This window comes from Sphingomonas sp. Leaf9 (genome assembly GCF_001421355.1).
Lineage (GTDB): Bacteria > Pseudomonadota > Alphaproteobacteria > Sphingomonadales > Sphingomonadaceae > Sphingomonas.
Genome location: NZ_LMKC01000003.1, coordinates 423746 through 448310, shown reverse-complemented (window position 1 = coordinate 448310; position 24565 = coordinate 423746). Strand labels below are relative to the sequence as shown.

21 protein-coding genes and 3 tRNA genes are annotated in these 24565 nt (G+C 65.3%); 6 read left to right on the top strand and 18 right to left on the bottom strand.

Translation table 11 applies throughout. From position 1 onward, the window contains the following. Window positions 1–59: 59 nt before the first annotated feature. Window positions 60–944 carry a diacylglycerol/lipid kinase family protein gene (locus ASE58_RS09955; RefSeq protein WP_055820526.1) on the top strand — a complete coding sequence of 295 codons (885 nt, stop codon included), beginning with the start codon at window positions 60–62 and terminating at the stop codon, window positions 942–944. 19 nt (window positions 945–963) lie between these two features. Here ASE58_RS09955 and ASE58_RS09950 read toward each other — a convergent pair whose 3' ends face one another. Together ASE58_RS09950 and ASE58_RS09945 are read right to left on the bottom strand one after the other, a co-directional pair. Beyond that, entirely contained in the window at window positions 964–2013 is a 1050-nt protein-coding gene (locus ASE58_RS09950; protein WP_055820523.1) for a Glu/Leu/Phe/Val family dehydrogenase, read from the bottom strand. Between the two features lie 26 nt (window positions 2014–2039). Beyond that, window positions 2040–2116 (bottom strand) — tRNA-His (locus tag ASE58_RS09945). Window positions 2117–2197: 81 nt separating this feature from the next. Between ASE58_RS09945 and ASE58_RS09940 the strand changes: the two genes are divergently transcribed. Beyond that, window positions 2198–2869 (top strand): prolyl hydroxylase family protein, encoded by a 672-nt coding sequence (locus ASE58_RS09940; protein WP_055820520.1) that lies wholly within the window; start codon window positions 2198–2200, stop codon window positions 2867–2869. A 57-nt stretch (window positions 2870–2926) separates the two neighbouring features. On the opposite strand, the gene ASE58_RS09935 is transcribed toward ASE58_RS09940, so the two are convergent. The 5 genes from ASE58_RS09935 to lon form a co-directional block, all read right to left on the bottom strand. After that, entirely contained in the window at window positions 2927–5734 is a 2808-nt protein-coding gene (locus ASE58_RS09935) for a TonB-dependent receptor domain-containing protein (protein WP_055820517.1), read from the bottom strand. A 103-nt stretch (window positions 5735–5837) separates the two neighbouring features. After that, complete coding sequence (locus ASE58_RS09930; RefSeq protein ID WP_055756549.1) at window positions 5838–7469, bottom strand: hypothetical protein; 1632 nt, start codon at window positions 7467–7469, stop codon at window positions 5838–5840. Window positions 7470–7732: 263 nt separating this feature from the next. Beyond that, a tRNA-Val gene (locus ASE58_RS09925) sits at window positions 7733–7807 on the bottom strand. A gap of 51 nt (window positions 7808–7858) precedes the next feature. Continuing rightward, window positions 7859–8131, bottom strand: coding sequence for an HU family DNA-binding protein (locus ASE58_RS09920; RefSeq protein WP_055756411.1), 273 nt, complete (start codon window positions 8129–8131; stop codon window positions 7859–7861). Between the two features lie 184 nt (window positions 8132–8315). Continuing rightward, window positions 8316–10799 carry an endopeptidase La gene (gene lon / locus ASE58_RS09915; protein ID WP_055820513.1) on the bottom strand — a complete coding sequence of 828 codons (2484 nt, stop codon included), beginning with the start codon at window positions 10797–10799 and terminating at the stop codon, window positions 8316–8318. A gap of 94 nt (window positions 10800–10893) precedes the next feature. Between lon and ASE58_RS09910 the strand changes: the two genes are divergently transcribed. Both ASE58_RS09910 and ASE58_RS09905 read left to right on the top strand, forming a co-directional pair. Next, entirely contained in the window at window positions 10894–12573 is a 1680-nt protein-coding gene (locus ASE58_RS09910) for a M1 family metallopeptidase (RefSeq protein WP_055820510.1), read from the top strand. Continuing rightward, a complete protein-coding gene (locus ASE58_RS09905) occupies window positions 12570–12797 on the top strand; it encodes a hypothetical protein (protein WP_055820507.1) in 228 nt (75 codons plus the stop codon). The genes ASE58_RS09910 and ASE58_RS09905 overlap by 4 nt, the downstream gene beginning before the upstream one ends. 1 nt (window position 12798) lies before the next feature. Here the strand turns inward: ASE58_RS09905 and ASE58_RS09900 are convergent, their stop codons facing one another. The 7 genes from ASE58_RS09900 to ASE58_RS09870 all read right to left on the bottom strand — a co-directional run bounded on the left by ASE58_RS09900 (window position 12799) and on the right by ASE58_RS09870 (window position 19805). Continuing rightward, window positions 12799–13965, bottom strand: a complete 1167-nt coding sequence (locus ASE58_RS09900; protein ID WP_235513557.1) for a calcium:proton antiporter — start codon at window positions 13963–13965, stop codon at window positions 12799–12801. Between the two features lie 69 nt (window positions 13966–14034). Then, the gene (locus tag ASE58_RS09895; protein WP_055820505.1) at window positions 14035–14733 is read right to left on the bottom strand and encodes an HAD family hydrolase; all 699 of its coding nucleotides are present in this window, start codon (window positions 14731–14733) and stop codon (window positions 14035–14037) included. A gap of 146 nt (window positions 14734–14879) precedes the next feature. Beyond that, window positions 14880–16145: an ATP-dependent Clp protease ATP-binding subunit ClpX gene (clpX, locus tag ASE58_RS09890; protein WP_055756400.1), complete on the bottom strand. Its 1266-nt coding sequence runs from the start codon at window positions 16143–16145 to the stop codon at window positions 14880–14882. Window positions 16146–16274: 129 nt separating this feature from the next. Next, window positions 16275–16904, bottom strand: a complete 630-nt coding sequence (locus tag ASE58_RS09885; protein WP_055756397.1) for an ATP-dependent Clp protease proteolytic subunit — start codon at window positions 16902–16904, stop codon at window positions 16275–16277. A 94-nt stretch (window positions 16905–16998) separates the two neighbouring features. Continuing rightward, window positions 16999–17937 (bottom strand): glycosyltransferase family 2 protein, encoded by a 939-nt coding sequence (locus tag ASE58_RS09880; RefSeq protein ID WP_055820501.1) that lies wholly within the window; start codon window positions 17935–17937, stop codon window positions 16999–17001. Window positions 17938–18042: 105 nt separating this feature from the next. Beyond that, window positions 18043–19653, bottom strand: a complete 1611-nt coding sequence (tig, locus tag ASE58_RS09875; protein ID WP_055820498.1) for a trigger factor — start codon at window positions 19651–19653, stop codon at window positions 18043–18045. 67 nt (window positions 19654–19720) lie between these two features. Then, window positions 19721–19805 (bottom strand) — tRNA-Leu (locus tag ASE58_RS09870). Window positions 19806–19941: 136 nt separating this feature from the next. Between ASE58_RS09870 and ASE58_RS09865 the strand changes: the two genes are divergently transcribed. After that, on the top strand, window positions 19942–20169 hold the full coding sequence (locus ASE58_RS09865) for a hypothetical protein (RefSeq protein WP_055756392.1): 228 nt from the start codon (window positions 19942–19944) through the stop codon (window positions 20167–20169). Window position 20170: 1 nt separating this feature from the next. Next, complete coding sequence (locus ASE58_RS09860) at window positions 20171–20389, top strand: hypothetical protein (protein WP_055756390.1); 219 nt, start codon at window positions 20171–20173, stop codon at window positions 20387–20389. A gap of 89 nt (window positions 20390–20478) precedes the next feature. Here ASE58_RS09860 and ASE58_RS09855 read toward each other — a convergent pair whose 3' ends face one another. The 4 genes from ASE58_RS09855 to gatC all read right to left on the bottom strand — a co-directional run bounded on the left by ASE58_RS09855 (window position 20479) and on the right by gatC (window position 24510). Next, window positions 20479–21105, bottom strand: coding sequence for a peptidylprolyl isomerase (locus ASE58_RS09855; protein ID WP_156347683.1), 627 nt, complete (start codon window positions 21103–21105; stop codon window positions 20479–20481). Continuing rightward, window positions 21105–22589 (bottom strand): Asp-tRNA(Asn)/Glu-tRNA(Gln) amidotransferase subunit GatB, encoded by a 1485-nt coding sequence (gene gatB, locus ASE58_RS09850; RefSeq protein WP_055820494.1) that lies wholly within the window; start codon window positions 22587–22589, stop codon window positions 21105–21107. The genes ASE58_RS09855 and gatB overlap by 1 nt, the downstream gene beginning before the upstream one ends. 152 nt (window positions 22590–22741) lie before the next feature. Further along, window positions 22742–24223, bottom strand: coding sequence for an Asp-tRNA(Asn)/Glu-tRNA(Gln) amidotransferase subunit GatA (gene gatA / locus ASE58_RS09845; protein WP_055820491.1), 1482 nt, complete (start codon window positions 24221–24223; stop codon window positions 22742–22744). Continuing rightward, window positions 24223–24510 carry an Asp-tRNA(Asn)/Glu-tRNA(Gln) amidotransferase subunit GatC gene (gatC, locus tag ASE58_RS09840; RefSeq protein WP_055756383.1) on the bottom strand — a complete coding sequence of 96 codons (288 nt, stop codon included), beginning with the start codon at window positions 24508–24510 and terminating at the stop codon, window positions 24223–24225. Before gatC ends, gatA begins: the two co-directional genes overlap by 1 nt. Between the last annotated feature and the right edge of the window lie 55 nt (window positions 24511–24565).

Sequence of the window (24565 nt, the reverse complement as noted above, 5' to 3'; positions counted from 1 at the left end):
TCGACCGATCAACCGAAAGTGACTTGCGTCGAATTTCGTTACGGGGCGTTACCGACGCCATGAACCGCATCCGCACTGCCGCCATGATCGTCAACGCCCGGTCGCGTAGCGGGCAGAACCAGTTCGCGCAGGCCTGCAGCGCGCTGAAGGGCGCCGCGTTCGAGGTCGACGCGCATGCCGTCGAAAACCCCGATCAGCTGGTCCCGACGCTGAAGCGCGCGCTGGCGGCCAAGCCCGACATGGTGATCCTGGGCGGTGGCGACGGGACGATCAGCAGCCTCGTCGACTATCTGCTGGGCCATGACGTGATCCTGGGCGTCCTGCCGCTCGGCACCGCGAACAGCTTCTGCCGGACACTCGGCATCCCGCTCGACATTCCCGGCGCGATCGAGGTGTTGAAGACCGGCGAGCCACGCCGCATCGACCTGGGCATGATCGACGGCGATTATTTCGCGAACTGTGCCGCGATCGGCCTCTCACCGCAGATCGCCAAGACCGTCCCGCATGGTATCAAGCGGCTGTTCGGACGGGTCGGTTATCTGGCGTGGGCGACGCTGCAATTCGCGAAATTCCATCCGTTCGAGCTGATCGTCGGACAGGGCGAGACCGCCAAGCGGATGATGGCGACCGAAGTGCGCATCTCGAACGGCCGCTTCCACGGCGGCACCGAACTGGTCGAGGAGGCGCGGCTCGACAGCGGGGAAATCATTGTTCAGGTCGTGGCGGGCCGCGGCAAGCGCAGCCTGGTGCGCAATTGGGCGGCCGGATTTTTCCGGCTCGATTCCCGCCGGGTCGACACCATCACCTTTCATGGGCAGGCACTGCGGATCGAGACCAATCCGCCGCTGCCGATCTCGATCGATGGTGAGGTGCTGGCCAAGACGCCGGTGATGGCGAAGATCGCCGCCGGAATCATCGAGGTCATGGCACCGGTCGAGCGCTGACGCCCGACCGGTAGCAGTATCACCCGCGACCGATCAGGCGGCGGGCAATGGCATCGGCGACGTCGGAATGCGGCTTGCCGCTCGCGTCGCTCTCGTCCCACACCTGCACCAGCCGGTCGGGGATGCGCGCGATCCGCGATTCCACTTCGGCGCGGTCACCCTGGCCGAGATATTCCAGCGCCACGTTGATGATGCCGCCGGCATTGATGACGTAATCGGGAGCGTACAGAATGCCGCGATCCTGCAGGCGCTTGCCCTCTGCCGCCGTCGCCAGCTGGTTGTTGGCGCCGCCGGCCACCGCCTTGCACCGAAGCGCCGCGATGGTTGCTTCGTCCAGCACCGCGCCCAGCGCATTGGGGCTGACGATATCGGCCTCCAGCGTCAGGACCGATGCCGGATCGGCGGTCGTCGCGCCCAGCTCGCTCGCCAGCGCTTCGGCACGCGCCTCGTTGACGTCGGCCAGCGTCAGGACGGCACCGTCCTTCGCCAGCAGGCGGGCGAGGCCGCCACCGACCGAACCGACACCCTGCACCGCAACGCGCACGCCACGCATGTCGTCGCTGCCCAGCGCCCGCTTGGCCGCCGCGCGGACGCCCAGATAGACGCCCATCGCGGTGAACGGGCCCGGATCGCCACCGGCATTGCCCGCCGCGACCGGGAGGCCCGACACGTACTTGGTCGAGCCGGAAATGGTGATCATGTCGGCTTCCGACATGCCGACGTCCTCGGCCGTGACATAGCGACCGCCAAGCGATTCGACCGCGCGGCCGAATGCGGCGAGCAGTTCGGGCGTCTTGGCACCACCCTCGGGCGCCAGCACCACGCCCTTGCCGCCGCCCATCGGCAGCCCGGCCATCGCGTTCTTGAAACTCATGCCGCGTGACAGGCGCAGCGCGTCGGTGACCGCCGCGTCGCTATTGGCGTAACGCCAGAAGCGGACACCGCCCGCCGCCGGACCCAGCGCGGTCGAATGGACCGCGATGACGCAGCGCAGGCCGGTCTGATGATCGGAAAAGAGGTGGATGCCCTCGTGATCGTCGAAGTCGGGATAACCCCAATCGGTCTGCACGGCGGCGGCTCCAGCGCTGTAAAGGATGGGGCGACCGACGGGACTTGAACCCGCAACTTCCGGCATCACAAGCCGGCGCTCTAACCAATTGAACTACGGTCGCCGTGGAGTGGCGCGCTTAGCGGTGCCTCGCGCATCGGTCAAGCAGTGGCGTAACGATAATCGTTCTGGCAGGAAATTCTTCATGCAAACGCCCCCTGCCCCCGCCCGGCCGAATCTGGGTTCCGGTAAGCCCTCCGAACCGGTCGTCGCCCACATCCTGGCCCAGCCGGGCGTACAGCGCGTGCCGAGCGCGAAACTGTCGCTGTTCATCCGCCGCGCGCTGATCCCCGCCGACCTGTGCACCGCGCTGATCGAACGGATCGATGCGAAGCGGCGGCCGTCGACCATCGCCGATGCCAATGGTGATCCGACCTTTCGCACCAGCGAGACCTGCGACCTCGATTCGAGCGACCCGGTGGTGGCGGCAGCGGAGGCGCTGATCTTCGATTTCTGCGGCCTCGACCCATCGCATGGCGAACCGCTCCAGGGGCAACGCTATGCCGTCGGGCAGGAGTTCAAGGCGCATACCGACTATTTCGACCCGCAGGGCGGCGACTTCGCGAAATATTGCTCGGTCGCGGGCAATCGGACGTGGACGGTCATGCTGTACCTGAACGAACCGAATGCCGGCGGTGCCACCCGGTTCAAGGCAATCGACAAGATCGTCCAGCCCGAAGCCGGCAAGCTGCTGGCGTGGAACAACCTGCGCGCCGACGGCACGCCCAACCCGGCGACGCTGCATCACGGGATGAAGGTGCGCGAAGGCACCAAATATGTCCTTACGAAGTGGTTTCGCGAACGCCTCTGGGGTTGAACGCGGACGGGCCGCCGGCATCGCTGCCGACGGCCCGTCCGGTCGCTTCGAACCGGATCAGAACTGGGCGGTGATACCCAACGAGAACATCCGACCGAGGTCGTAGCGATTGATATACACCGGATTGCCACCGAAATTCTGGCTTTCCGAATAACGCGTACCGGTCAGGTTGCGCGCTTCCGCCTTCACTTCGAGGTTCGCACCAGCGACTTCGAAGCCCTGCCGCGCCACAAGGTCAAGGCGGATGCCCGGACGCTCGACGATATCGGGCTGGAACCCCTGCCCCGACAGGTTCGACGGGCCACGGTTGGTCACGCGATCGCTGGCATAGTTGAAAAGCAGGGTGAGCTGCGAAAGGTTGGCGGTGTCCTCCAGCCCGACCTGCACGTTCACCAGATGGTCCGACTGACCGGTGAGCGGTGCGCCGTCGCGGAACAGCAGGTTGGCGCGACCAAAGCCTGCCGCGCAGCCGCCGATACCGGGCGAACCCAGCGCCGCCGCCGGATTGGGCACGCAGCTGCCATCCGCAGTGATCTGCGATTGGGTATAGGTGTAGTTCGCCAGCAGCAGCAGGCGCCGCGTCGCGAAGAAATTGCCGAGGCTTTCGAGCGGAATGTACTTCTGCGCTTCGACCTCGGCGCCCCACAGGGTTGCCTTGGGCAGATAGGTGAAGCCGGTCTGCAGCGTGGCGTCGGGACTGGGATAGAAACCGGCCTGTTCGATCGGGCGATCGATCCGCTTGTAGAAGCCGGCGGCCGTCGCGCGCTGGTCGCGGCCAAAGAACCATTCATAGCGTGCTTCGAGGTTCCACAATTCGGAGTCGCGCAGGTTCGGGTTACCGAAGAACAGGCGGTCGGAGTCGGGATCGCGGAACTGCTGTGGTGCCAGTTCGCGGAACTGCGGACGCGAGATCGTCTTTGCCCCGCTCAGCCGGGCCTGCATGTCCGACGCGAAATTCCACGTCAGCGTGCCCGCCGGCAGCCAGTACCCGTTCTTGAGGATCGTCGACGGATTGCCGATCGGCGTCACAACCTCACGCGCCGTTTCATAGCGCACACCGGCAACCGCGCGCAGTCCGTCGCTGATTTCTGCTTCGGCCTGCGCATAGCCGGCATGGATTTCGAGGCCGGCATCATAGGCATAGGCGCCGTTCTGCGTGTTGAACTGCAGCTGGATGGTGCAGGCCCCGGTCCCACGCTGCGGACAGGCGTTGAACAGCGAGTCCGGCGACAGCAGGTAATCGGGCCGGAGCAGGTTGTTGGGGAAACCAGGGGCCGTGCCCGCGCCATCGCTGGTCTGGTAGTTGAACTGAAGCCGGCGTGAATTGCGATCGGTGTTCGAATAGAAATAACCGGTCGACAACGTGATGGGTCGATCGGTCGGCAGCTTGTATGCCAGATCGGCCTGACCGGTGTAGAGGTTCTCGTTCAGCTCGCTGAACACCACGCTGGCGAAGGGCGAAAAGCGCTGCGTCACCTGATACGCGCCGTTGCAGTTGAACCCGCGCGAGAACGGAGCGCCATCGCTGGTGATCGAATAGCCGTTGGTGGTGCGGTTCGAGCAGAGATAGTCGAACTGCCGCTCATACGGCGCATTGCGCTTCGAATTGGCATACGCACCGCGCGCGTCGAACTTCAGCGCGTCGGTCAGCTTAAATTCGCCAACGATCTGCGTTTCGAGCAGCTGGCGTTCGAACCAGTTGGTGTTCTGCTGCAGGCGCAGGCCGCTGAAGTTGTTGTACGCTTCCGAGCCCGCAAGGCGGCCCTGCTTCAGCGTGTCGTGGATGTAGACGTTGGTCCAGCGCAGCGTGTTGTCGTTGAACTCATAGCCGAGGCCGACCAGCGCGTTCGCGACGATGCGATTATCGGTCAGCACGGTGCGGAAGTCGTTCCGGACGGTGCCGTTTTCGCTGACGCTATCCTGCTGGATCGCGTCGCGGGTGCGGAACGTGTTCGACAGGCCGAGCGAGGCGATGACGCCCAGCCGGTCGCTGCCGATATCGAACACCGACCCGCCGGCAATCTCGCCCGACAGGTTGGCGGGCAGCTGGTTGTTGACCTGCAACAACGTGGTGCGCGCGTTGTTCAGCTGTGCGACCTGCTGCGCATTGAAGATGCCCGAGCCGTTTTCCGCGTTGCGGATGAAGGCGGGAACGCCGCGCGTGCCGTCGTCATAGCCCAGCCAGTCGGCCTTGCCGCCGGCATAGACATAGCCCAGCTCGCTGGTCGTCACCGTATCGGCGGCGATCGATCCGCCGATCGACAGGAAGTTCTTCTTCGGGATCGCCTTCGACGTCAGGTTGATGACGCCGCCGCCGAATTCGCCGGGGAAGTTGACCGAATAGGTCTTCTGCACCAGCGCCGATCCGACGATCGACGTCGGGAAAATGTCCAGCGGAACCGAACGGCGCAGCGGTTCGGGACTGGGCAGCGGCGACCCGTTGAGCAGCGACGACGAATAGCGATCGCCAAGGCCGCGCACATACACGAAGCCGCCGCCGACGACCGACAGGCCAGTGACGCGGGTCAGCGCGCCGGCAATATCGCCGTCGCCGGTGCGGGCGATATCGGCCTCCGACAGCACCGACACGATCTGCGGCGTGGCGCGCACGACGTTCGGGATGTTGCGGCCGACGACGACGATTTCCTCTGCCGCCGATTCATCGAAACCGGGCGAGGAGACTTCGGCCGGGGCGTCGTTCGTGGCCCCGTCCTGCGGTGCTGGCGCGGCATCGGGCTGCGTCCCGGTCTGCACGACCGGCGGAGTCGCGGTCGTCGGCGCGGGTGCGGTCTGTGCCAGCACGGCCGGCGCGACCAGTTGCGAGGTTAGGAGAAGGAGCGTTGCATAGGCGCGACGGTGCTGCATGACCGGGGGTCCACCTGTTCAAGTCGTAAAGAGCGAATGCCGGGACGGGCGTTTCGGCCCGCCCCGGCATCGGCGTGTCATCGCTGGAGAGCGACGGGTCGGATCAGCGGCCGTTGCAGGCGAAGTAGATCGAGTTGAACACCGGCGGGCCGACGTCCTGCTTGCTGCTGTCGGCCGCACGGATCGTCGAGCGATCCGACGCGCTGGTTTCACCCGCAATCAGGTTGAGGCAGGGGACGCCCGACACCGACTTCACGACGCCGTTGACGTAGCGCATGTCCGAACCGCCGCGCTGACGGATCGCCGCCGGGGCGAGCGCGGTCTGGACGAAGGTGAAGTTTGCATAGGTGCTGTAGGTACGCGGCAGCAGGTCTTCGGCGTTGTTCGAGTCGATCTCGGTCGAGAACGAGTCAGCGGTCGCGCCCAGCACGCGCTGTGCCGCGATCATGAACTGCATGAAGCCGCGATAGCCGTTGTCGATGTCGAAGCCGTCATCGTCCGCGCCGGTGATCGCGATATACTTCAGGTTGGTGGTGCCACCGAAGATTTCGATGCCGTCATCGGCCGAGTTGTGGCTCTGGATGTGGTCCAGCACGGTACCCGAACCGGTGCCGCCCAGCGTCAGGCCCTGCAGTTCGTTGCCGTCGCTGATCGCGATGCCCGAATAGCGGATCTGGACGTAGGACATCTGGCCCGAGCTGTCGGCGGCGTTGGGGCCACCGTAGAAGCGACCGGTCACGCCTTCGATAGCCTGCTGGCAGGTCGTCGACGTGCCCGCAGCGACGTTCGGGCCGGTGCCGGTGGCGCAGACGGCGGTCGGCGCGCGGCCGAGCAGGATGATACCGCCCCACTGGCCCTGACTCGCGTCCGACACACCGTTGCTGACGGTGTTCTGCTGCGACGTGAAGATGATCGGGGCATCGCGCGTGCCGATCGCCGAAATCTTCGATCCGCGATTGATGAGCAGCAGGTCGTTGGTCGCTTCGGTCGAGTCGGCGGCGATCACGACGCCGGCAGCGATCGTCAGCGTCGCGCCGGTGCCGCCCGTGGTGCCGAGGTCGGTGCCGACTTCGGTCTGGCCGCGCAGGCGATAGACGACGCCCGCGATCTTCGGCAGCGACAGGTCGGTCGTGATGTTCTGCGGCAGGCGGCAGTAACGGATCGACGGGCTCGACGAGCTGTTGGTGCCATCATCGGTCGTGCCGGTCGGGCAGACCGAAGTCGCGGCGGCATAGGTGCCGATCGACGGAACCGCGGTGCAGCGCGCACCCGAGCCGCCGAATTCGGCCGAGGTCGAGTTGCAGGTCCAGCCCTGGAACGCGGTGTCGGTCGGCCCATTCAGTGCACCGACATAGTTGGTGCTGGTGAAGAAGCTGTTGATCGTCGACGGATCGGTCGCGGTGGCGAGCGAGGCGCTGCCGACCGGATAGACGCCGTTCATCGTCGAACCGACGCCGTTGACGTTGTTGTTGGTGCCCGCATTGACGATCGCGAGCTGTTCGTCGGCAGTGATCGAGATGCCGTTGACCGTCGTCGAGGTCGCGAACTGCGCAGCGGTGATCGCGCTCGGCGTGGCAGATGCGGTCGGGGTCGGCGTGGGGGCCGGTGCGGGGATGGTCACATTGATGGTGCCGGCACCCGGCGACGCGACGCCATCGGCGCCGCTGCACCCGGCCAGCGCGGCACAGGCCGTCGATGCCATGAGAATAAAGCCGATGCGCTTGCTGCTGGCCATCACCGAAGAACTCCCGAAACCTGGTTGTCATTGTGCGGGCGCTGTGACCCGGCGATCGACCAAGGCTCCCCCTGCGGTCGATCCACAGCCGCCGCGTTAGGCGCGCTGGATGACGGGAACGTGCGATTTCGATGAAGTTTCGAAGACGTTATGGTTTCTGATTTATGACATTTGCCAAAACTGCACGCCAAGTCCGGAATCAGGAACGGCCGCCCGGCACAGCGCCTCTTTACAGAGGTCGAAGTGCCGGACGGCCGTTGATCTGGTGGGCGCGACAGGGATTGAACCTGTGACCCCACCCGTGTGAAGGGTGTGCTCTACCGCTGAGCTACGCGCCCGGAAACCCGGAGGCCGGCTCCCTAGATGGGTCCGGCGATCGTGTCCAGAGGTTAATTCACCGAATCCTTCAGGCCCTTGCCGGCCTTGAACTTCGGCTGCGACGATGCCTTGATCGTCATCGGTTCGCCGGTGCGCGGATTGCGACCGGTCGATGCCTTGCGCTTCGACACCGAAAACGTACCGAACCCGACCAGGCGAACTTCGTCACCCTTCTTGAGCGCCGCCGAGATGACGTCGAATACCGCCTCGACCGCCTTCATCGCATCGCCGCGGGTAAGCCCCGAATGGTCGGCGACCTGCCCGATCAGCTCCTGCTTGTTCATCCCGTGGAACCCCCTTCATCCGTATGACAATATGGAAAACTCAAGCGCGGCACTAAGGCCGCGCGAACGCGCGCTGTCAAAGCAAATTGGGCGCAGCTGCGCAATCCAATGGTTTGCACCCCGCCGGATTGCCCGATCGCCCTGTCGAAAGGCGGGGCAGCCACCTGCCGCCCCGCCCCCTGGATCAATGCGGCCGCGACTCGCCGATACCCGGCACCGGGACCGGCGGCTGCGCCGCCAGGTCGTCGGCCTCGGTCCAGTCGATTGCAGTCAGCGGCTCGGTCAGCGCCAGCCGCAGTACCTCGTCCACATGCGCGACCGGAATGATCTCCAGTCCGGCGAGGACATTGGCCGGAATTTCCGCCAGATCCTTTTCGTTCTCGGCCGGGATCAACACCGTCTTGATCCCGCCGCGCAGCGCCGCAAGCAGCTTTTCCTTCAGGCCACCGATCGGCAATACCCGGCCGCGGAGCGTCACTTCGCCGGTCATCGCCACCTCGCGCCGCACCGGCACACCGGTCAGCGTCGACACGATTGACGTCACCAGCCCGATACCCGCCGACGGGCCGTCCTTCGGCACCGCGCCTTCGGGCAGGTGGATATGGACGTCCTTGCGGTGGAACAGGCTGGGCTTGATGCCATATCCGGGCGAGCGCGCCTTGACGTAGCTCCACGCCGCCTCGACCGATTCCTTCATCACGTCGCCCAGCTTGCCGGTCGTCTTGACCGATCCCTTGCCCGGCACCGTCACGCTTTCGATGGTCAGCAGCTCGCCGCCGACCTCGGTCCAGGCAAGCCCGGTGACGCCACCGATCTGATGCTCTTCCTCGCCGACGCCAAAGCGATATTTACGAACGCCCGCGAACTCGGACAGGTTGTCCGGCGTCACGGTAACCGAAGTCGCCTTGCCCTCGAGGATGCGGCGCAGCGCCTTGCGGGCCAGCTTCGCGATCTCGCGCTCCAAGGTGCGAACACCGGCTTCGCGGGTGTAGAAGCGGATCAGGTCGCGCAAGGCTTCCTGCGTCAGCTCGAACTCGCCGGCTTTGAGCCCGTGCGCGTCGACCTGCTTGGCGACCAGATGCCGTTCGGCGATCTCGACCTTCTCGTCCTCGGTATAGCCCTCCAGTCGGATGATCTCCATGCGGTCGAGCAGCGGCTGCGGCAGGTTCAGCGTGTTCGCGGTGCACACGAACATCACGTCCGACAGATCGATATCGATCTCCAGATAGTGATCGTTGAACTTCGCGTTCTGTTCGGGATCGAGCACCTCGAGCAGCGCCGATGCCGGATCGCCACGGAAATCCTGCCCCAGCTTGTCGATCTCGTCGAGCAGGAACAGCGGGTTCGACGCCCCTGCCTTCTTCAGATTGGTGGCGATCTTGCCCGGCAGCGAGCCGATATAGGTCCGGCGGTGGCCGCGAATCTCGGCTTCGTCGCGCACGCCGCCCAGCGACTGGCGGATGAACTCGCGTCCCGTCGCCTTGGCGATCGACTTGCCGAGGCTGGTCTTGCCGACGCCCGGCGGGCCGACCAAGCACAGGATCGGCCCCTTCAGCTTGTTGGTGCGCGCCTGCACCGCCAGATATTCGACGATCCGGTCCTTGACCTTCTCCAGCGCATAATGGTCCTGGTCGAGCACGCCTTGCGCGACGGCGATGTCCTTCTTCAGCTTCGACTTCTTGCCCCACGGCAGGCCCAGCAGCACGTCGAGATAGTTGCGCACGACCGTCGCTTCGGCGCTCATCGGCGCCATGGTCTTCAGCTTCTTGAGCTCCGACGTCGCCTTGGTCCGCGCTTCCTTGCTCAGTTTCAGCGTCGCAATCTTTTGCGTCAGCTCGGCGACCTCGTCGCCATCGCCATCTTCGCCCTCGTTGCCGAGTTCGCGCTGGATCGCCTTGAGCTGTTCGTTCAGATAATATTCGCGTTGCGTCTTCTCCATCTGACGCTTCACGCGGCTGCGGATCTTCTTCTCGACCTGCAGCACGCCCAGCTCGCCCTCCATGAAGGCGAACACCATTTCCAACCGCTTGTGCGGATCGGCCTCGACCAGCAGCGCCTGCTTGTCGGCGACCTTTACCGCGATATTGCCGGCAACCGCGTCGGCCAGACGCGAGGGATCGTCCAGCTCGGACAGCTGCACCGCGGTTTCGGCCGGCAGCTTCTTGTTGAGCTTCGCGTAATTCTCGAACTGGTCGACGACCGAGCGCATCAGCGCCTTCAGCTCGGCACTCGGCTGCACGACCGCCTCGGCGACGCGCTCCTCCATGCCCTCCTCGGCATCTTCCAGCGTGGTGTCGTCAGCTTCGGTCGGGGTGACCGTCGCGACCAGATAATTGTCGACCGTCTCCAGATCGGTCAGTGTCGCGCGCCCCTTGCCCGACACCAGCACGCGCACGGTGCCGTCGGGCAGCTTCAGCATCTGCATGACTTCGGCGGACACGCCAACATCGTACAGATCGTCGCGTGCCGGATCGTCCTCACCCGGATCGAGCTGCGCCACGAGGAAGATTTCCTTCGATCCGGCCATCGCGGCTTCCAGCGCAGCGACCGACTTGTCGCGCCCGACGAACAGGGGCACGATCATGTGCGGAAACACGACAATATCACGCAGCGGCAATACCGGCAGCTTCAGCGGCTCGGACGAAACGGAATTGGTAATCTCGGACATGGACACTCCACGACCCGGCCGAACTGCCGGACCCACGACCTTATATGGTGGCAATTGCCGCGCCATCAATCTCCGTTCGACGGCACGCTGACCCATGATGGCATCCTATGCGCTGGCGCTGGCCGCCGCGTTGCAGGCGGCACCGGCCGAACCGGCACCGCCGGTGCATCCGATGACGCTGCGGTCGGGCGGCCCAATCAGCGCCGATCGCGCCGCACTGCGCCTTGCCCATGCCGACCTCGCGATTGAGGCACTGCCGGCGCGGCGGATGCTGTCGGCGCGCGTCACGCTGACGCTGACGGCACAGGCCATGACGCCGCGCATTCCGATCGACCTCGACGATGCACTGGCGGTGCGGTCGATCCGGGTCGATGGTCGAGCGGTCGACCACACCCGCTGGCGGCAGGCCAATGGGCAGGTCGTCATCGACGCGCCCCTTGCGGCCGGACAGCGCGCGGTGGTGGAGATCGTCTATGCCGGCAGCCCGCATGTGGCGAAGCGCGCGCCGTGGGACGATGGCTTCGTCTGGAGCGAATGGCAGGGCAGGCCGTGGTTCGGCACGACCGCACAGGACAGCGGATGCGACCTGTGGTGGCCGTGCCTCGACTATCCTGCGGGCGAGCCGGCATCGGTCGACCTGCATCTGACCGTGCCCGCCGGCCTGTCCGCGCCGGCCAATGGCGTATTGCGCGGCATCGATACGCTGCCCGATGGCCGCACCACCTGGCACTGGCACGCCGGCCCGACCAATCCCTATGCGCTGGCGATCAGCGTCGGCCCTTACCGCGAGATCAAGGGCAGCTATCGCAGCCGGTTCGGGAACGTCATCCCGCTGCATTTCTGGCATTTGCAGGGCAAGGACGCGGAGGCGCAGCGGCTGTTCGACGAATTTGCCCCGACGCTGGATTTCTTCGAAGCGACCATCGGCCCCTACCCGTTCGGCGACCAGAAGGTCGGCGTGGTCGAGACGCCGTATCTCGGCATGGAGCACCAGACGATCAACGCCTATGGCAATGGTTACAAACCCGCGCCGGAGGGGTTCGACTGGCTGTTCCAGCACGAGTTCAGCCACGAATGGTTCGGCAACCAGACGACCGCCGCCGACTGGGACGATTTCTGGCTGCATGAGGCGTTCGCGTCCTACATGCAGCCGCTCTACGGCAAATGGCGCGAGGGTGATGCGCGATACCTGTCGATGCTGCTGATCCAGCGACAGCGGGTGGCGAACCGCGCGCCGATCGTATCGGGCAGGTCGCTGACCACGCGCGAAGTGAATGGCGAGGCCGGGCCGGGCACCGACGTCTATTTCAAGGGCGCGTGGATGCTGCACAGCCTGCGCCACCTGATCGGGGATCGCGCCTTCTTCGCGGCGACCCGGCGATTGGTCTATGGCCGCCCCGATCCGAAGCCCGGCAACTTCACGACCCGCTTTGCCACCACCCGCGATTTCGAAGCGGCGGTGGCGCAGGAGAGCGGGCAGAACCTTGGCTGGTTCTTCGACGTCTATCTGCGGCAAGCGGCGTTGCCCGACCTGATCGAACAGCGCAGCGACACCGCCCTCACGCTACGCTGGCAGGTGCCGGGCGACGGCCCCTTCCCGCTGCCGGTCGAGATCGAGATCGACGGGGCGCGCCGCACCTTGCCGATGACCGGGGGCAGCGCGACGATCACCGCACCGCGCGGCGCGCATATCGTGATCGACCCGATGGCCTGGCTGTTGCGGCGGTCGCCTGCGATCAAACGGATGCAGGCGCCGCGCGTTACGACGCCATGACCCGACTGTCCCAACGTGCCGCCGAAATGGCGGCGACCTTCATGATCGGCGATGGGCTGCTCGGCCTGTTGCAACCCCGGCGCCATGTCGCGCTGTGGCAGGAACAGGCGGGCGGCGCGCAGTGGCTGGTCCGCCCGTTTGTCGGCCGCCCCACGCTGCGCCGTGCCTATGCCGTGGCGCAGATCGCCGCCGGCCTGGCGCTCGCCGCCCGGCAGCGGCCGTAGATCAGGGAACGACGGTGATGAACAGATAGGCGGCAAAGATCGTCAGGTGGACGATGCCCGACAACACCGTCGTCCGCCCATTGCCCAGCGTCAGCGTCGATACGAGCAGCGACAGCGCGAACAGCACCATCGATTTGGCATCGATGCCCAGCGACAACGGCCAGCCCATCACCAGCGACACGATCGCCACGCTCGGGATCGTCAGACCGATCGTCGCCAGCGCCGACCCCATGGCGAGGTTCAGGCTGGTCTGCAGCCGGTCCTTGCGCGCTGCCTTCACCGCCGCAAGGCTTTCGGGCGCCAGCACCAGCGCGGCGATCAGGATACCGACGACCGCCAGCGGCAGTCCCGCACCCAGCACCGCCGATTCGATCGTGGGCGACAGGTCCTTGGCCAGCAGCACCACCCCGACCAGCGCGACCAACAGCACGCCGAACGCGATCCATGCCGTCCCCGCGCCGGGCGGTTCGGCATGGGCATCCTTCGGCAGCGAACCATCCACCGCCGGGAGGAAATAGTCGCGGTGCCGCACCGTCTGCACCATCACGAACGTCGCATAGAGAATGACCGAGATGATCGCGACGAACGTCAGTTGCGACGGCGACAGCGTGGGGCCCGCCACAGTCGAGGTATAGTTCGGCAGAACGAGCGACAGCACCGCCATCGCCGCCAGCACCGACAGCGCGGCGCTGACCCCGCGCAGCACGAAACGCTGCTCATGATGGCGGATACCGCCGACCAGCAGGCAAATGCCGACGATAAAATTCAGAATAATCATGATCGCGGCGAACACCGTATCGCGCGCGAGGGTGGCGACGTCGCCCGATCCCGACAGCATCAGCGACACGATCAGCGAGACTTCGATCACCGTCACCGCGACTGCTAGCACGAGCGTGCCGAACGGTTCGCCGACCTTGTGCGCAACGACCTCGGCATGATGGACCGCAGCGATCACGCAACCGATCATCACGGCGGCCGCCAGTCCAGCACCGACACCGCTCGCCTTGGCCAGATTCAGCAGGATCGCCACCAGCCCCAGCAGGGGGACGATCATCGACCACCATGGCAACGCCGTCCGGTCGAGCAACGCCCGTTTCGTTCCGGGGGCCACGACGACCTCCTCGCGTTCCGCCGCCATCATCGCGTCATGGTCCCGTGTCGCCGGCATCGTCACTCCCTGATCGTTACGCAAAGCCAATGCTTGGGACGCGCGATGTTTCCATGGGCGGCGGGGCGATCACCGGCCGATGGCGTCGATCCAGTTGGGTAACGCCGCCAGATCGGGCAACTGGCGGAAGCGGGGATGATCGACCGGCGCCTCGCCCGCCTCGTGCGACCAGGCCAGCGCCTGCGGCACATACGCCGCCCATGCCCCGGCAGCGAGCGCGGGCAGGACATCGGAACGCATCGAATCACCCGCCATCACCGCATGGTCGGGCGCGACGCCGTAGCGATCGAACACCCGCGCAAAGGTCTCGCTCGTCTTGTCGCTGACGATCTCGATACCCGCAAAGCGATCGCCCAGCCCCGATGCGGCGAGCTTCGCCTCCTGGTGCAACAGATCGCCCTTGGTGACCAGAACCAGTCGCCCCCGCCGGGCCAGCGCGTCCAGCGTCGCCTCGATCCCGTGCAGCAGTTCCACTGGATGCGCGAGCAGCCGCCGACCGGCGGCCAGGAGGTCGGCGATCACCCCACTCGGCAGCCGCTCGCCACCCAGTTCGAGCGCGGTTTCGATCATCGAGAGGGTAAAGCCCTTCGCGCCATAGCCATAGAGTTTCAGATTGCGGCTCTCGCACGCGTCCAGCGTCTCACGTGCGACGTCTGCGTCGGCGAACGGCCGCAGCATCGCGCTGAACGCGTCATGCGCCTCCTCGAAATGCCGCATGTTGTGCCACAGCGTGTCGTCGGCATCGAGGCAGATAAGGTCGATCGGCATGGGCGGGAGATAACGCGCGATACGTGCCGAGAAAAGTCGCCCACGTCTTCCCCGTCATTCCGCTCTTCGCCGGAAGGACGAACCAACGCAAAACGGGCGCCGGTTACCCGACGCCCGCTTGCTACTTGGAAAGACCAGCCCGCAGCTTACGCCGCGTCACCCGCCTTCTTCTTCTCGGCATAGACGCGTACCGGTTCCTTGCGACCCTCGATCACGTCCTTGTCAACCACGACCTCGTCCACCCCGTCCATCGACGGCAGGTCGAACATCGTGTCGAGCAGAATGCCTTCGAGGATCGAGCGAAGCCCGCGCGCGCCGGTCTTGCGTTCGATCGCCCGCTTTGACACCGATACCAGCGCCTCGTCGTTGAAGCCGAGCTTCACGCCCTCCATGTCGAACAGCTTCTGATACTGTTTGACCAGCGCGTTCTTCGGTTCGGTCAGGATCTTGATGAGTGCTGCCACGTCGAGATCCTCGAGCGTCGCGATCACCGGCAGACGGCCGACGAATTCGGGGATCAGTCCGAACTTCAGCAAATCTTCCGGCTCGGTCTGACGCAGCACCTCGCCGGTGCGGCGTTCCTCCGGCGCGGCGACATAGGCGCCGAAGCCGATCGACTTGCCCTGCAGACGATCCGCGATGATCTTTTCCAGACCCGCGAACGCACCGCCGCAGATGAACAGGATGTTCGTCGTGTCGACCTGCAGGAATTCCTGCTGCGGATGCTTGCGGCCACCCTGCGGTGGAACCGAGGCGGTGGTGCCTTCCATCAGCTTCAGCAGCGCCTGCTGCACGCCTTCGCCCGACACGTCACGTGTGATCGACGGATTCTCAGCCTTGCGGCTGATCTTGTCGATCTCATCGATGTACACGATGCCGCGCTGTGCCCGCTCGACATTATAATCGGAGGCTTGGAGCAGCTTCAGGATGATGTTCTCGACATCCTCACCGACATAGCCGGCTTCGGTCAGCGTCGTCGCATCGGCCATTGTGAACGGCACATCGAGGATTCGCGCAAGCGTCTGCGCCAGCAGCGTCTTGCCGCAACCGGTCGGCCCGACGAGCAGGATGTTCGACTTCGCCAGTTCGACGTCGGCACCCTTCTGACCGTGGTTCAACCGCTTGTAATGGTTGTGCACCGCGACCGACAGCACGCGCTTCGCCTGCTTCTGCCCGATGACATAATCATCGAGCACGTTGCAGATTTCCTGCGGCGTCGGGACCCCGCCGTCCTTCTTGGCGACCAGTGCCGACTTCGTTTCCTCGCGGATGATGTCGTTGCACAATTCGACGCATTCATCGCAGATGAACACGGTCGGACCCGCGATCAGCTTGCGTACCTCGTGCTGCGACTTGCCGCAGAACGAACAGTACAGGGTGCTCTTGGAGTCGCCGCCGCTGAGCTTCGTCATTCAATTCATCTCCCGCGCCACCGTGACGCGTCGTTGTGCCTGTCAGGATACACACAGGCTTGTATCCGGCAATGCATTAAAAGTTTACCCGCCCCGGCCGCCGGATGGGCCGCGGGGCGGGGCAACCGCTTATGCGGCCGGGGTCGCCTCTTCCGGCGCGCCTGGACGCTTGTCGAACACCTGGTCGACCAGGCCGAACGCCTTGGCCTCTTCCGCCTCGAGGAAGGTGTCGCGGTCCATCGCCCGCTCGATCTCTTCCAGCGGCTTGCCGGTGTACTTCACGTACAGCGCGTTCATCCGGTCCTTGATGCGCTGGATTTCCTTCGCCTGGATCTGGATGTCCGACGCCATGCCCTGCGCCCCGCCCGAGGGCTGGTGGATCATGATACGGGCGTTGGTCAGCGCAACGCGCATCCCCGGTTCACCGGCCGCCAGCAGGAAGCTGCCCATCGACGCTGCCTGCCCGATGCACACCGTGCCAACGCGCGGGCGGATATACTGCATCGTGTCGTGGATCGCCATGCCGGCCGTCACCACCCCGCCCGGCGAGTTGATGTACATCCAGATGTCCTTCTTCGGATTTTCCGATTCGAGGAACAGCAGCTGCGCGGTGATGAGCGAGGCCATATGGTCCTCGACCCCGCCGGTCACGAACACGATGCGTTCGCGCAACAGGCGCGAATAGATGTCGAAGCTGCGCTCGCCGCGGCTCGACTGTTCGATGACGATGGGGACGAGGCCGTCGTGGATATCTAGCATTGGGTTCCCGCTGAGTAGGTTTCGACGCCCTACATCGGCGCTCCCGCCAGATGGCGCAAGGGGCCAGCGTATCGCTACGCCCCCGTTATGATGGTTATCGCCCGGTCTTTCCGCCACCCGGCGCCGGATGGCCGAGATAGGCGAGTCGGCGAACCTCCCGCCGCCCACGCACCACCGTGTCGAGGATCAGGCCGGAGAACAGGCAGAGCGAGGCGAGGATGACCAGCCCGGTCGCGAGAATCGCGGTCGGGAACCGCGGCACCAGCCCGGTATGCAGGTAAGTAATGGCGAGCGGCACCGCGAGGATGACGGCGATCGCCGCCAGCAGCAGCCCGATCGCGCCGAAGAACCATAGCGGCCGTTCGATCCGGTACAGCGTCGCGATGGTTCGCGCGATGCGGAACCCGTCGCCATAGGTCGACAGCTTCGATGCCGAACCCTCCGGCCGGGCAAAATAACGAGTCGCGACCTCGGCGACCGGCATCCGCAACTCCAGCGCATGGACGCTGATCTCGGTCTCGATCTCGAACCCGGCCGACAACGACGGGAAGCTCTTGACGAACCGCCGCGAAAACACGCGGTAGCCTGACAGGATATCGGTGAAGCTGCGCCCGAACAACCGCGCCAGCATCCCAGTCAGCATCGCATTGCCGAAGCGGTGCCCCCGACGATATGCCAGCGCCGCCTCGCTCACCCGCTGCCCGACCACCATGTCGAGCTGTTCCTCGATCAGCCGCGCGACCAGGTCGGGCGCAGCCGCCGCATCATAGGTCGCGTCGCCGTCGGCCATGACATAGATGTCGGCATCCACATCGGCGAACATCCGTCGGACGACCGCGCCCTTGCCCTGAATACGCTCGCTGCGCACGACGGCACCGGCAGCGCGTGCGACCTCGATCGTCCGATCCGACGAATTGTTGTCATACACATAGATGGTTGCGTCGGGCAGCGCGGCGCGGAACCCCGCGATGGTCGCGCCGATCGCGGCTTCTTCGTTATAGCAGGGCAGCAGGACAGCGACGGTCGTGGACATGGCCCGCGTACAACACCGGACGCCGCCGAAAGCAAGCGCCGGACATGCAAAGGCCGCCCGCTCCCCAAGGAAGCGGACGGCCCATTGCCGCTAAAGATCGACCGATCAGCCTTCGCTGGTTTCGGTTTCGACCTTCTTCTTGGCGCGCGGCTTCTTGGCGGGGGCAGGAGCAGCTTCGCCCTCGGCGGCTTCGACCGGCGCGGCTTCCGCCTTCTTGGCCGGAGCCTTCTTGGCCGGGGCCTTCTTCTTCGGCGCTTCAGCCTCGCCCTCGGCTTCGGCCGGTGCTTCGGCGGCGGGCTTGGCCTTGGCGGCCTTCTTCACCGGCTTGGCGTGGTCATGATCATGGTCATGATCGCAGTCCGGGCCGTGCACATGCGGGACCGCACCGTCTTCGCTCTCGATCTCGGCTTCCAGTTCCTCGCGCGTCACTTCGCGCTCGGTGATTTCGGCTTTGCCGAACAGGAAGTCGACGACCTTGTCCTCGTACAGCGGGGCGCGCAGCTGCGCGGCCGCCATCGGCTCCTGCTGCACATACTGCATGAAGCGCTGGCGATCTTCCGGGCCGTACTGCTGCGCGGCCTGCATGATGAGGCGCTGCATTTCCTGCTGCGTCACTTCGATGCCGTTCTTCTGGCCGATCTCCGACAGGAGCAGGCCGAGGCGAACGCGACGCACCGCGATCTGGCGATAATCGTCACGCTCGGCTTCCAGCTCGGCACGGGCCGCTTCCGGATCGGCTTCGTGGCCAGCTTCATGCTGCAGCTGGGCCCAAATCTGCTCGAACTCGGCTTCGACCATCGACGGCGGAACGTCGAAGTCATGACCCGCGGCCAGCTGGTCGAGCAGCTTGCGCTTCATGTGGGTGCGGGTCAGGCCGTTCAGTTCCTGCTCGATCTGACCCTTGATCAGGCCACGCAGCTGCTCGAGGCTCTCGAGGCCCAGCGACTTGGCGAACTCATCGTCCGGGCCGCCCTCTGCAGGTACCTTCACGTCGGTGATCTTGAGGTCGAAGGTCGCCGCAGCGCCCTTCAGGTTTTCGGCTTGGTAATCGTCGGGGAAGGTGACATTGATCGTCTTCTCGTCGCCCTTCTTGACGCCGACCAGCTGGTCTTCGAAACCGGGGATCAGACGGCCCGAGCCGATTTCGATCGCCATGCCTTCGCCGGTGCCGCCGTCGAATGCCACGCCGTCGACCTTGCCGACGAAATCCATCACGACCAGATCGCCGGTCGCAGCCGCATGGCCTTCTTCGGCATCGTCATGATGCTTGTTGTTGCTGGCAAGCTGTTCGAGCTGCTGGTCGACCACCGCTTCGTCGACCGGAACGGTCAGCCGCTCCAGCTTCAGGTCGTCGATTGCGGGCGCCGGCACGTCGGGCAGCACTTCGAGCGATACGGTGACCGAAGCGTCCTTGCCCGGCGCATAGTCGCCTTCGAGCGACACCTGCGGCGCGGTGGCGGGGCGCAGCTTCTGCTCGGCGATCAGGGTCTGGATGCCATCCTGGATCGAGCTGTTCAGCGCGTCCTGCGACAGCGCTTCGCCGTGCATCTTGCGGATCAGGTTCGCGGGCACCTTGCCGGGGCGGAAGCCGGGCATCTTGATCGTCGGCGCAACGCGCTTCACTTCGGCGTCGACCTTGGCGTCGACCTCCGCAGCGGTGATGGTCAGCGTGTAGGCGCGCTTCAGGCCCTCGTTCAACGTCTCGACAGTCTGCATTCTCACGGCTTTCGTCAAAAGAATCGAATGGAGCGGCTCCAGCTTCGACAGGCGCTGGCGGCGTCACTGGTGCGGGCGAAGGGAGTCGAACCCCCACATCTTTCGATACTGGAACCTAAATCCAGCGCGTCTACCAGTTCCGCCACGCCCGCCGAGCGGACGCCGCCGGCACGGGCGCGTCTATAGCAGTCGTGTGCGCCGGGGCAAGTCGCCACGCTTCGCAGAGTTGCATCGATACCGCAACCCAGGCGCGCGGCGGGCGTTGGAGAGGGGAAGGAGAGACAGATCATGCCCGTCGAACCCCCGATCCCCGCCGAAACGCCCGCCCCCGACCCCGGCGTCGCCCCGACCACCCCTCCGCCCGAACATCCGGTGCCGCAGACCGAGCCGGGCCAGCCGACCGCTCCGCCGCCCGAAATCGACGTGCCCGGCCCCGACGTCGATGTGCCAAGCCCGATACCCGGCAATCCTGGTGTGACCCCCGTTCCGGTACAGCCGATCATGGGAGGCAACTGACATGAGCGACCGCGATCGCAACACCCATCCCGACAGCGCCCCGCAGGACGATACCGACCACCGCAGCGACATCGAGCGGGCGGTCGATGCCGTCAATGGCGACGTCGAACGCGGTGGCACCGACAGCGGCGCAACGTCGCCGACCGAGCCTACGGTTTCGCCGGATACGGCCGGCGGCTCAGGCGGCGTGGTGCGCAATCAGGAAAGCGACGGTCAGTAGGTTCGACCGCTTGTCGCGCGCGGAGTAAAACCTGAATTCAGGCGTGACCTCGCGCTTGCGTCGAAGTCACCAAGGCTCTGAGTAGCGGACTACTTCAACACCCGTCGCGCGGTGATCACCCTCACCGGCGCGGCGGGCATTTCGCCCTTGAAAGCACCATTGCTGGCCTTGGCCGGATCGACCGGCGTATCGAGGATTTTCACCAGCACGTCGCGCCCGTCGACGATCCGGGCAAAGGCGGCATAGCCCTGCCCATCCGCCGGCACACCCGGCGCAGCATCCAGCGCACGGCGCTGGTCCCCGATCGAAATCGTGAACTCGCCCCGCGCGGTGCCCAGCCCGAGCCGGGCGACGGACAGCGTACCGTCGGTATGCGACAGCCCGGTCTGCGTCGTGGGTTCATGCTTGATCGGCGGCAGCATCTTCTTTGCATCGGTATGCGGCCCGAACTGGACGAAACCGAATTCCGGCCCGACCTTCACGATGCGGTAGAAACTGACGCCATCCAGCCGCTTCTGGTCGACATAGCGCAGGAAATTGGCGGCGGTGATCGGCGCGCGCTTCACCTCGACCTCGACGGTCAGCGTGCCGGCAGTGGTGACGATCGTGACGCGCGGCAGCGGCGGCTCGGCTACCGGCCGGGGCGCCGGCGTCTCAGCGAGGGCCGGTCCGGCCAGAGCCAGTGCTACCAGCAGCGCACGTCGCGTTGTCTTCATCATCCCAGCGCCTTCTTGAGCAAATCGTTGACCACGCCCGGATTGGCTTTGCCGCCCATTGCCTTCATCGTCTGACCGACGAAGAAACCGAACAGCTTGTCCTTGCCGCCGCGATAGTCGGCGACCTTGTCTGCGTTCTTTTCCATCACCTCGGCGATCACCGCCTCGATCGCGCCGGTGTCGCTGGTCTGCTTCAGGCCGCGTTCCTCGACAATGGCATTCGCGCCCTGCCCGGTTTCGAGCATGATCTCGAACACCTGCTTCGACAGCGTGCCCGACAGCGTACCGTCGGCGACCAGCTTGAGCAGTTCCGCGCCCTGCGACGGAGACACCGGGCTGTCGACGATCCCCTTGCCGAGACGGTTCAGCGCACCATATAGGTCGGAAATCAACCAGTTGGCGGCCGACTTTGCCGGCACATCCGAACCGCATTCGGCCAACAGCGCCTCGAACCAGCGCGCCGTCTCGACCTCGGCGGTCAGCACCGCAGCGTTATAGGCGGACAGGCCCAGCTCCCCCTCGTACCGCCGACGCTTGGCGTCGGGCAGTTCGGGCAGCGACGCGCGGCACTCGTCGAGGAATGCATCGTCCAGTTCGAGCGGCAACAGGTCGGGATCGGGGAAGTAGCGGTAATCGTGCGCGTCTTCCTTCGACCGCATCGACCGGGTGACGCCCTTGTCCGGATCGAACAGGCGGGTTTCCTGCACGATACGGCCACCATCCTCCAGCACCGCGACCTGCCGGTTCGCCTCATATTCGATCGCGGCCATAACGAAGCGCACCGAATTGACGTTCTTCGTCTCGGTCCGCGTGCCTAGTTCCTCGCCGGGACGACGCACCGACACGTTGACATCGGCGCGCATCGACCCCTGGTCCATATTGCCGTCACACGACCCGACATAGCGCAGAATCGTCCGGAGCTTCGACAGGTAAGCCCCTGCTTCGACAGGAGAACGCATGTCCGGCCGGCTGACGATTTCCATCAGGGCGACGCCCGACCGGTTGAGGTCGACATAAGAGCGCGTCGGATGCTGGTCGTGCATCAGCTTGCCTGCATCCTGCTCGACATGGATGCGCTCGACACCGATGGTCTTGGTCGGGCTGTCGGGGTTCTTTTCGTCGAGGACGACGGTGATCGACCCCTCACCCACCAGCGGGTGATAGAGCTGGCTAATCTGATAGCCCTGCGGCAGATCGGCGTAGAAGTAGTTCTTGCGATCGAACCGCGACCATTTGTTGATGACCGCATCGATCGCCATGCCGGTACGCACCGCCTGGCGGATGCATTCGCGGTTCGGGGTCGGCAACATGCCGGGCATCGCCGCATCGACCAGCGACACCTGCGTATTCGGCTCCGCGCCGAAGGCGGTCGCCGCGCCGGAGAACAGCTTGGCGTTCGACGTGACCTGCGCATGGACTTCAAGGCCGATCACGACCTCCCAGTCGCCGGTCGCGCCACGGATGCGGTAGGTGGATTCAGTCATTTCGAGTGCAACTTCCGTTCAGCGCGCTTCGCGCGGCGCTTCTTCGAATAATAGCCCCATCCAAGTCCGACACAGACTCCGAACAGGTCCGCCACCAACATGGCAAGCGGAAGCGCCACCACCGCAACAGCAGCGATGGCAGCCTCTTCCATTTACCACCACTTGTCCGCGCGCGCGACGAAGCCGGCACGCTGTTCGATCGCAAGACCGGCATTCAGCACGCCCTGCTCATCCAGCGGACGGCCGATGATCTGCAACCCCAGCGGCAGCCCGTCCTTGTCGACGCCACCCGGCACGCTCATCGCGGGCAGGCCCGCCAGCGACGACGGCACGGTGAAGACGTCGTTGAGGTACATCGCGATCGGATCAGCGCTCTTTTCGCCCAGCGCGAACGCGGCCGAGGGCGCGGTCGGGGTTAGCAGCACGTCGCACTGCTCCCAGGCCTTTTCGAAGTCACGCGCGATCAGCGTCCGAACCTTTTGCGCCTGCGTATAATACGCATCGTAGAAGCCGGCCGAAAGCACGTAGGTGCCGATCATGATCCGGCGCTTCACCTCGTCACCAAAGCCGGCGGCACGGGTCGCGGCGTACATGTCCTGCAGGCCTGCACCATCGGGCAGCACCCGCTGGCCGAAGCGCACGCCGTCATAGCGGGCAAGGTTCGAAGACGCTTCGGCCGGCGCGATGATGTAATAGGCCGGGAGCGCGTACTTGGTATGCGGCAGTGAGACCTCGACGATCTCGGCCCCCGCATCCTTCAGCCAGTCGATACCCTGCTGCCACAGCGCCTCGATCTCGGGCGGCATGCCGTCGACGCGATATTCCTTCGGAATGCCGACGCGCTTGCCCGCCATGCTGGCGTTCAGGCCCGCTTCCCATGCCGGGACGGGCAGGTCGAGCGAGGTCGAATCCTTCGGATCGAACCCGGCCATCGCCTCCAGCATGATGGCGCAGTCGCGGACGTCGCGCGCCATCGGCCCCGCCTGGTCGAGCGACGAAGCAAAGGCAACGACGCCGTAGCGCGAGCAGCGGCCATAGGTCGGCTTGATGCCGGTGATGCCGACAAAGGCGGCGGGCTGGCGGATCGAACCGCCGGTATCGGTGCCGGTCGCCGCCGGGCACAGCCGCGCGGCGATTGCCGCCGACGACCCGCCCGACGATCCGCCCGGTGCCATCGGCGCAGTGTCGTTGGGGCGGCGCCATGGCGAAATGACATTGCCGAACGCGCTGGTTTCGTTGGACGATCCCATGGCGAACTGGTCGAGGTTCAGCTTGCCCAGCATCCCCGCGCCGGCATTCCACAAATTGCCCGAAACGGTCGATTCATACTGGGGCACGAACCCCTTCAGGATACCGCTCGCCGCCGTTGTCTCGACGCCCTGCGTGCAGAACAGGTCCTTCATGCCGATCGGCACACCCGCCAGCGGCCTCAGCGTCTCGCCGGCAGCGCGGGCATCGTCGGCCACCTTCGCCGCGGCCAGCGCATGGTCGGGCGTTTCGACGAGGAAGGCGTTGAGCGGCTTTGCGGCAGCGACGGCGGTGATGAACGCATCGGCCACGTCGCGCGCCGAAAAGGTCCCGGCACGCACGCCGTCGCGGATCGCGGCGACGCCAAGATCGGTCAGGTTCGACACTATTCGATCACTTTCGGAACGGTGAAAAAGCCATGCTCACCCTGCGGTGCGTTGGCCAGCACCTTGTCGCGCACATCGCCATCGGTGACGGCATCGTCGCGCAGGCGCAGATGGTTGGGGATGACGGCCGTCATCGGCTCGACGCCCTGGGTATCGACTTCGCCCAGCTGTTCGATCCAGCCAAGGATATTGCCGAGTTCGGGTGCCAGCTTTTCGGCTTCGGCATCGGTGATCGCGATACGGGCAAGGCCGGCCACGCGCTTTACGGTTGCAGGTTCGACGGACATGGGAAGGGCGGCTAGCATCCCGGCACGCCCCCCACAAGCGCCCGCAAAGCGGTTG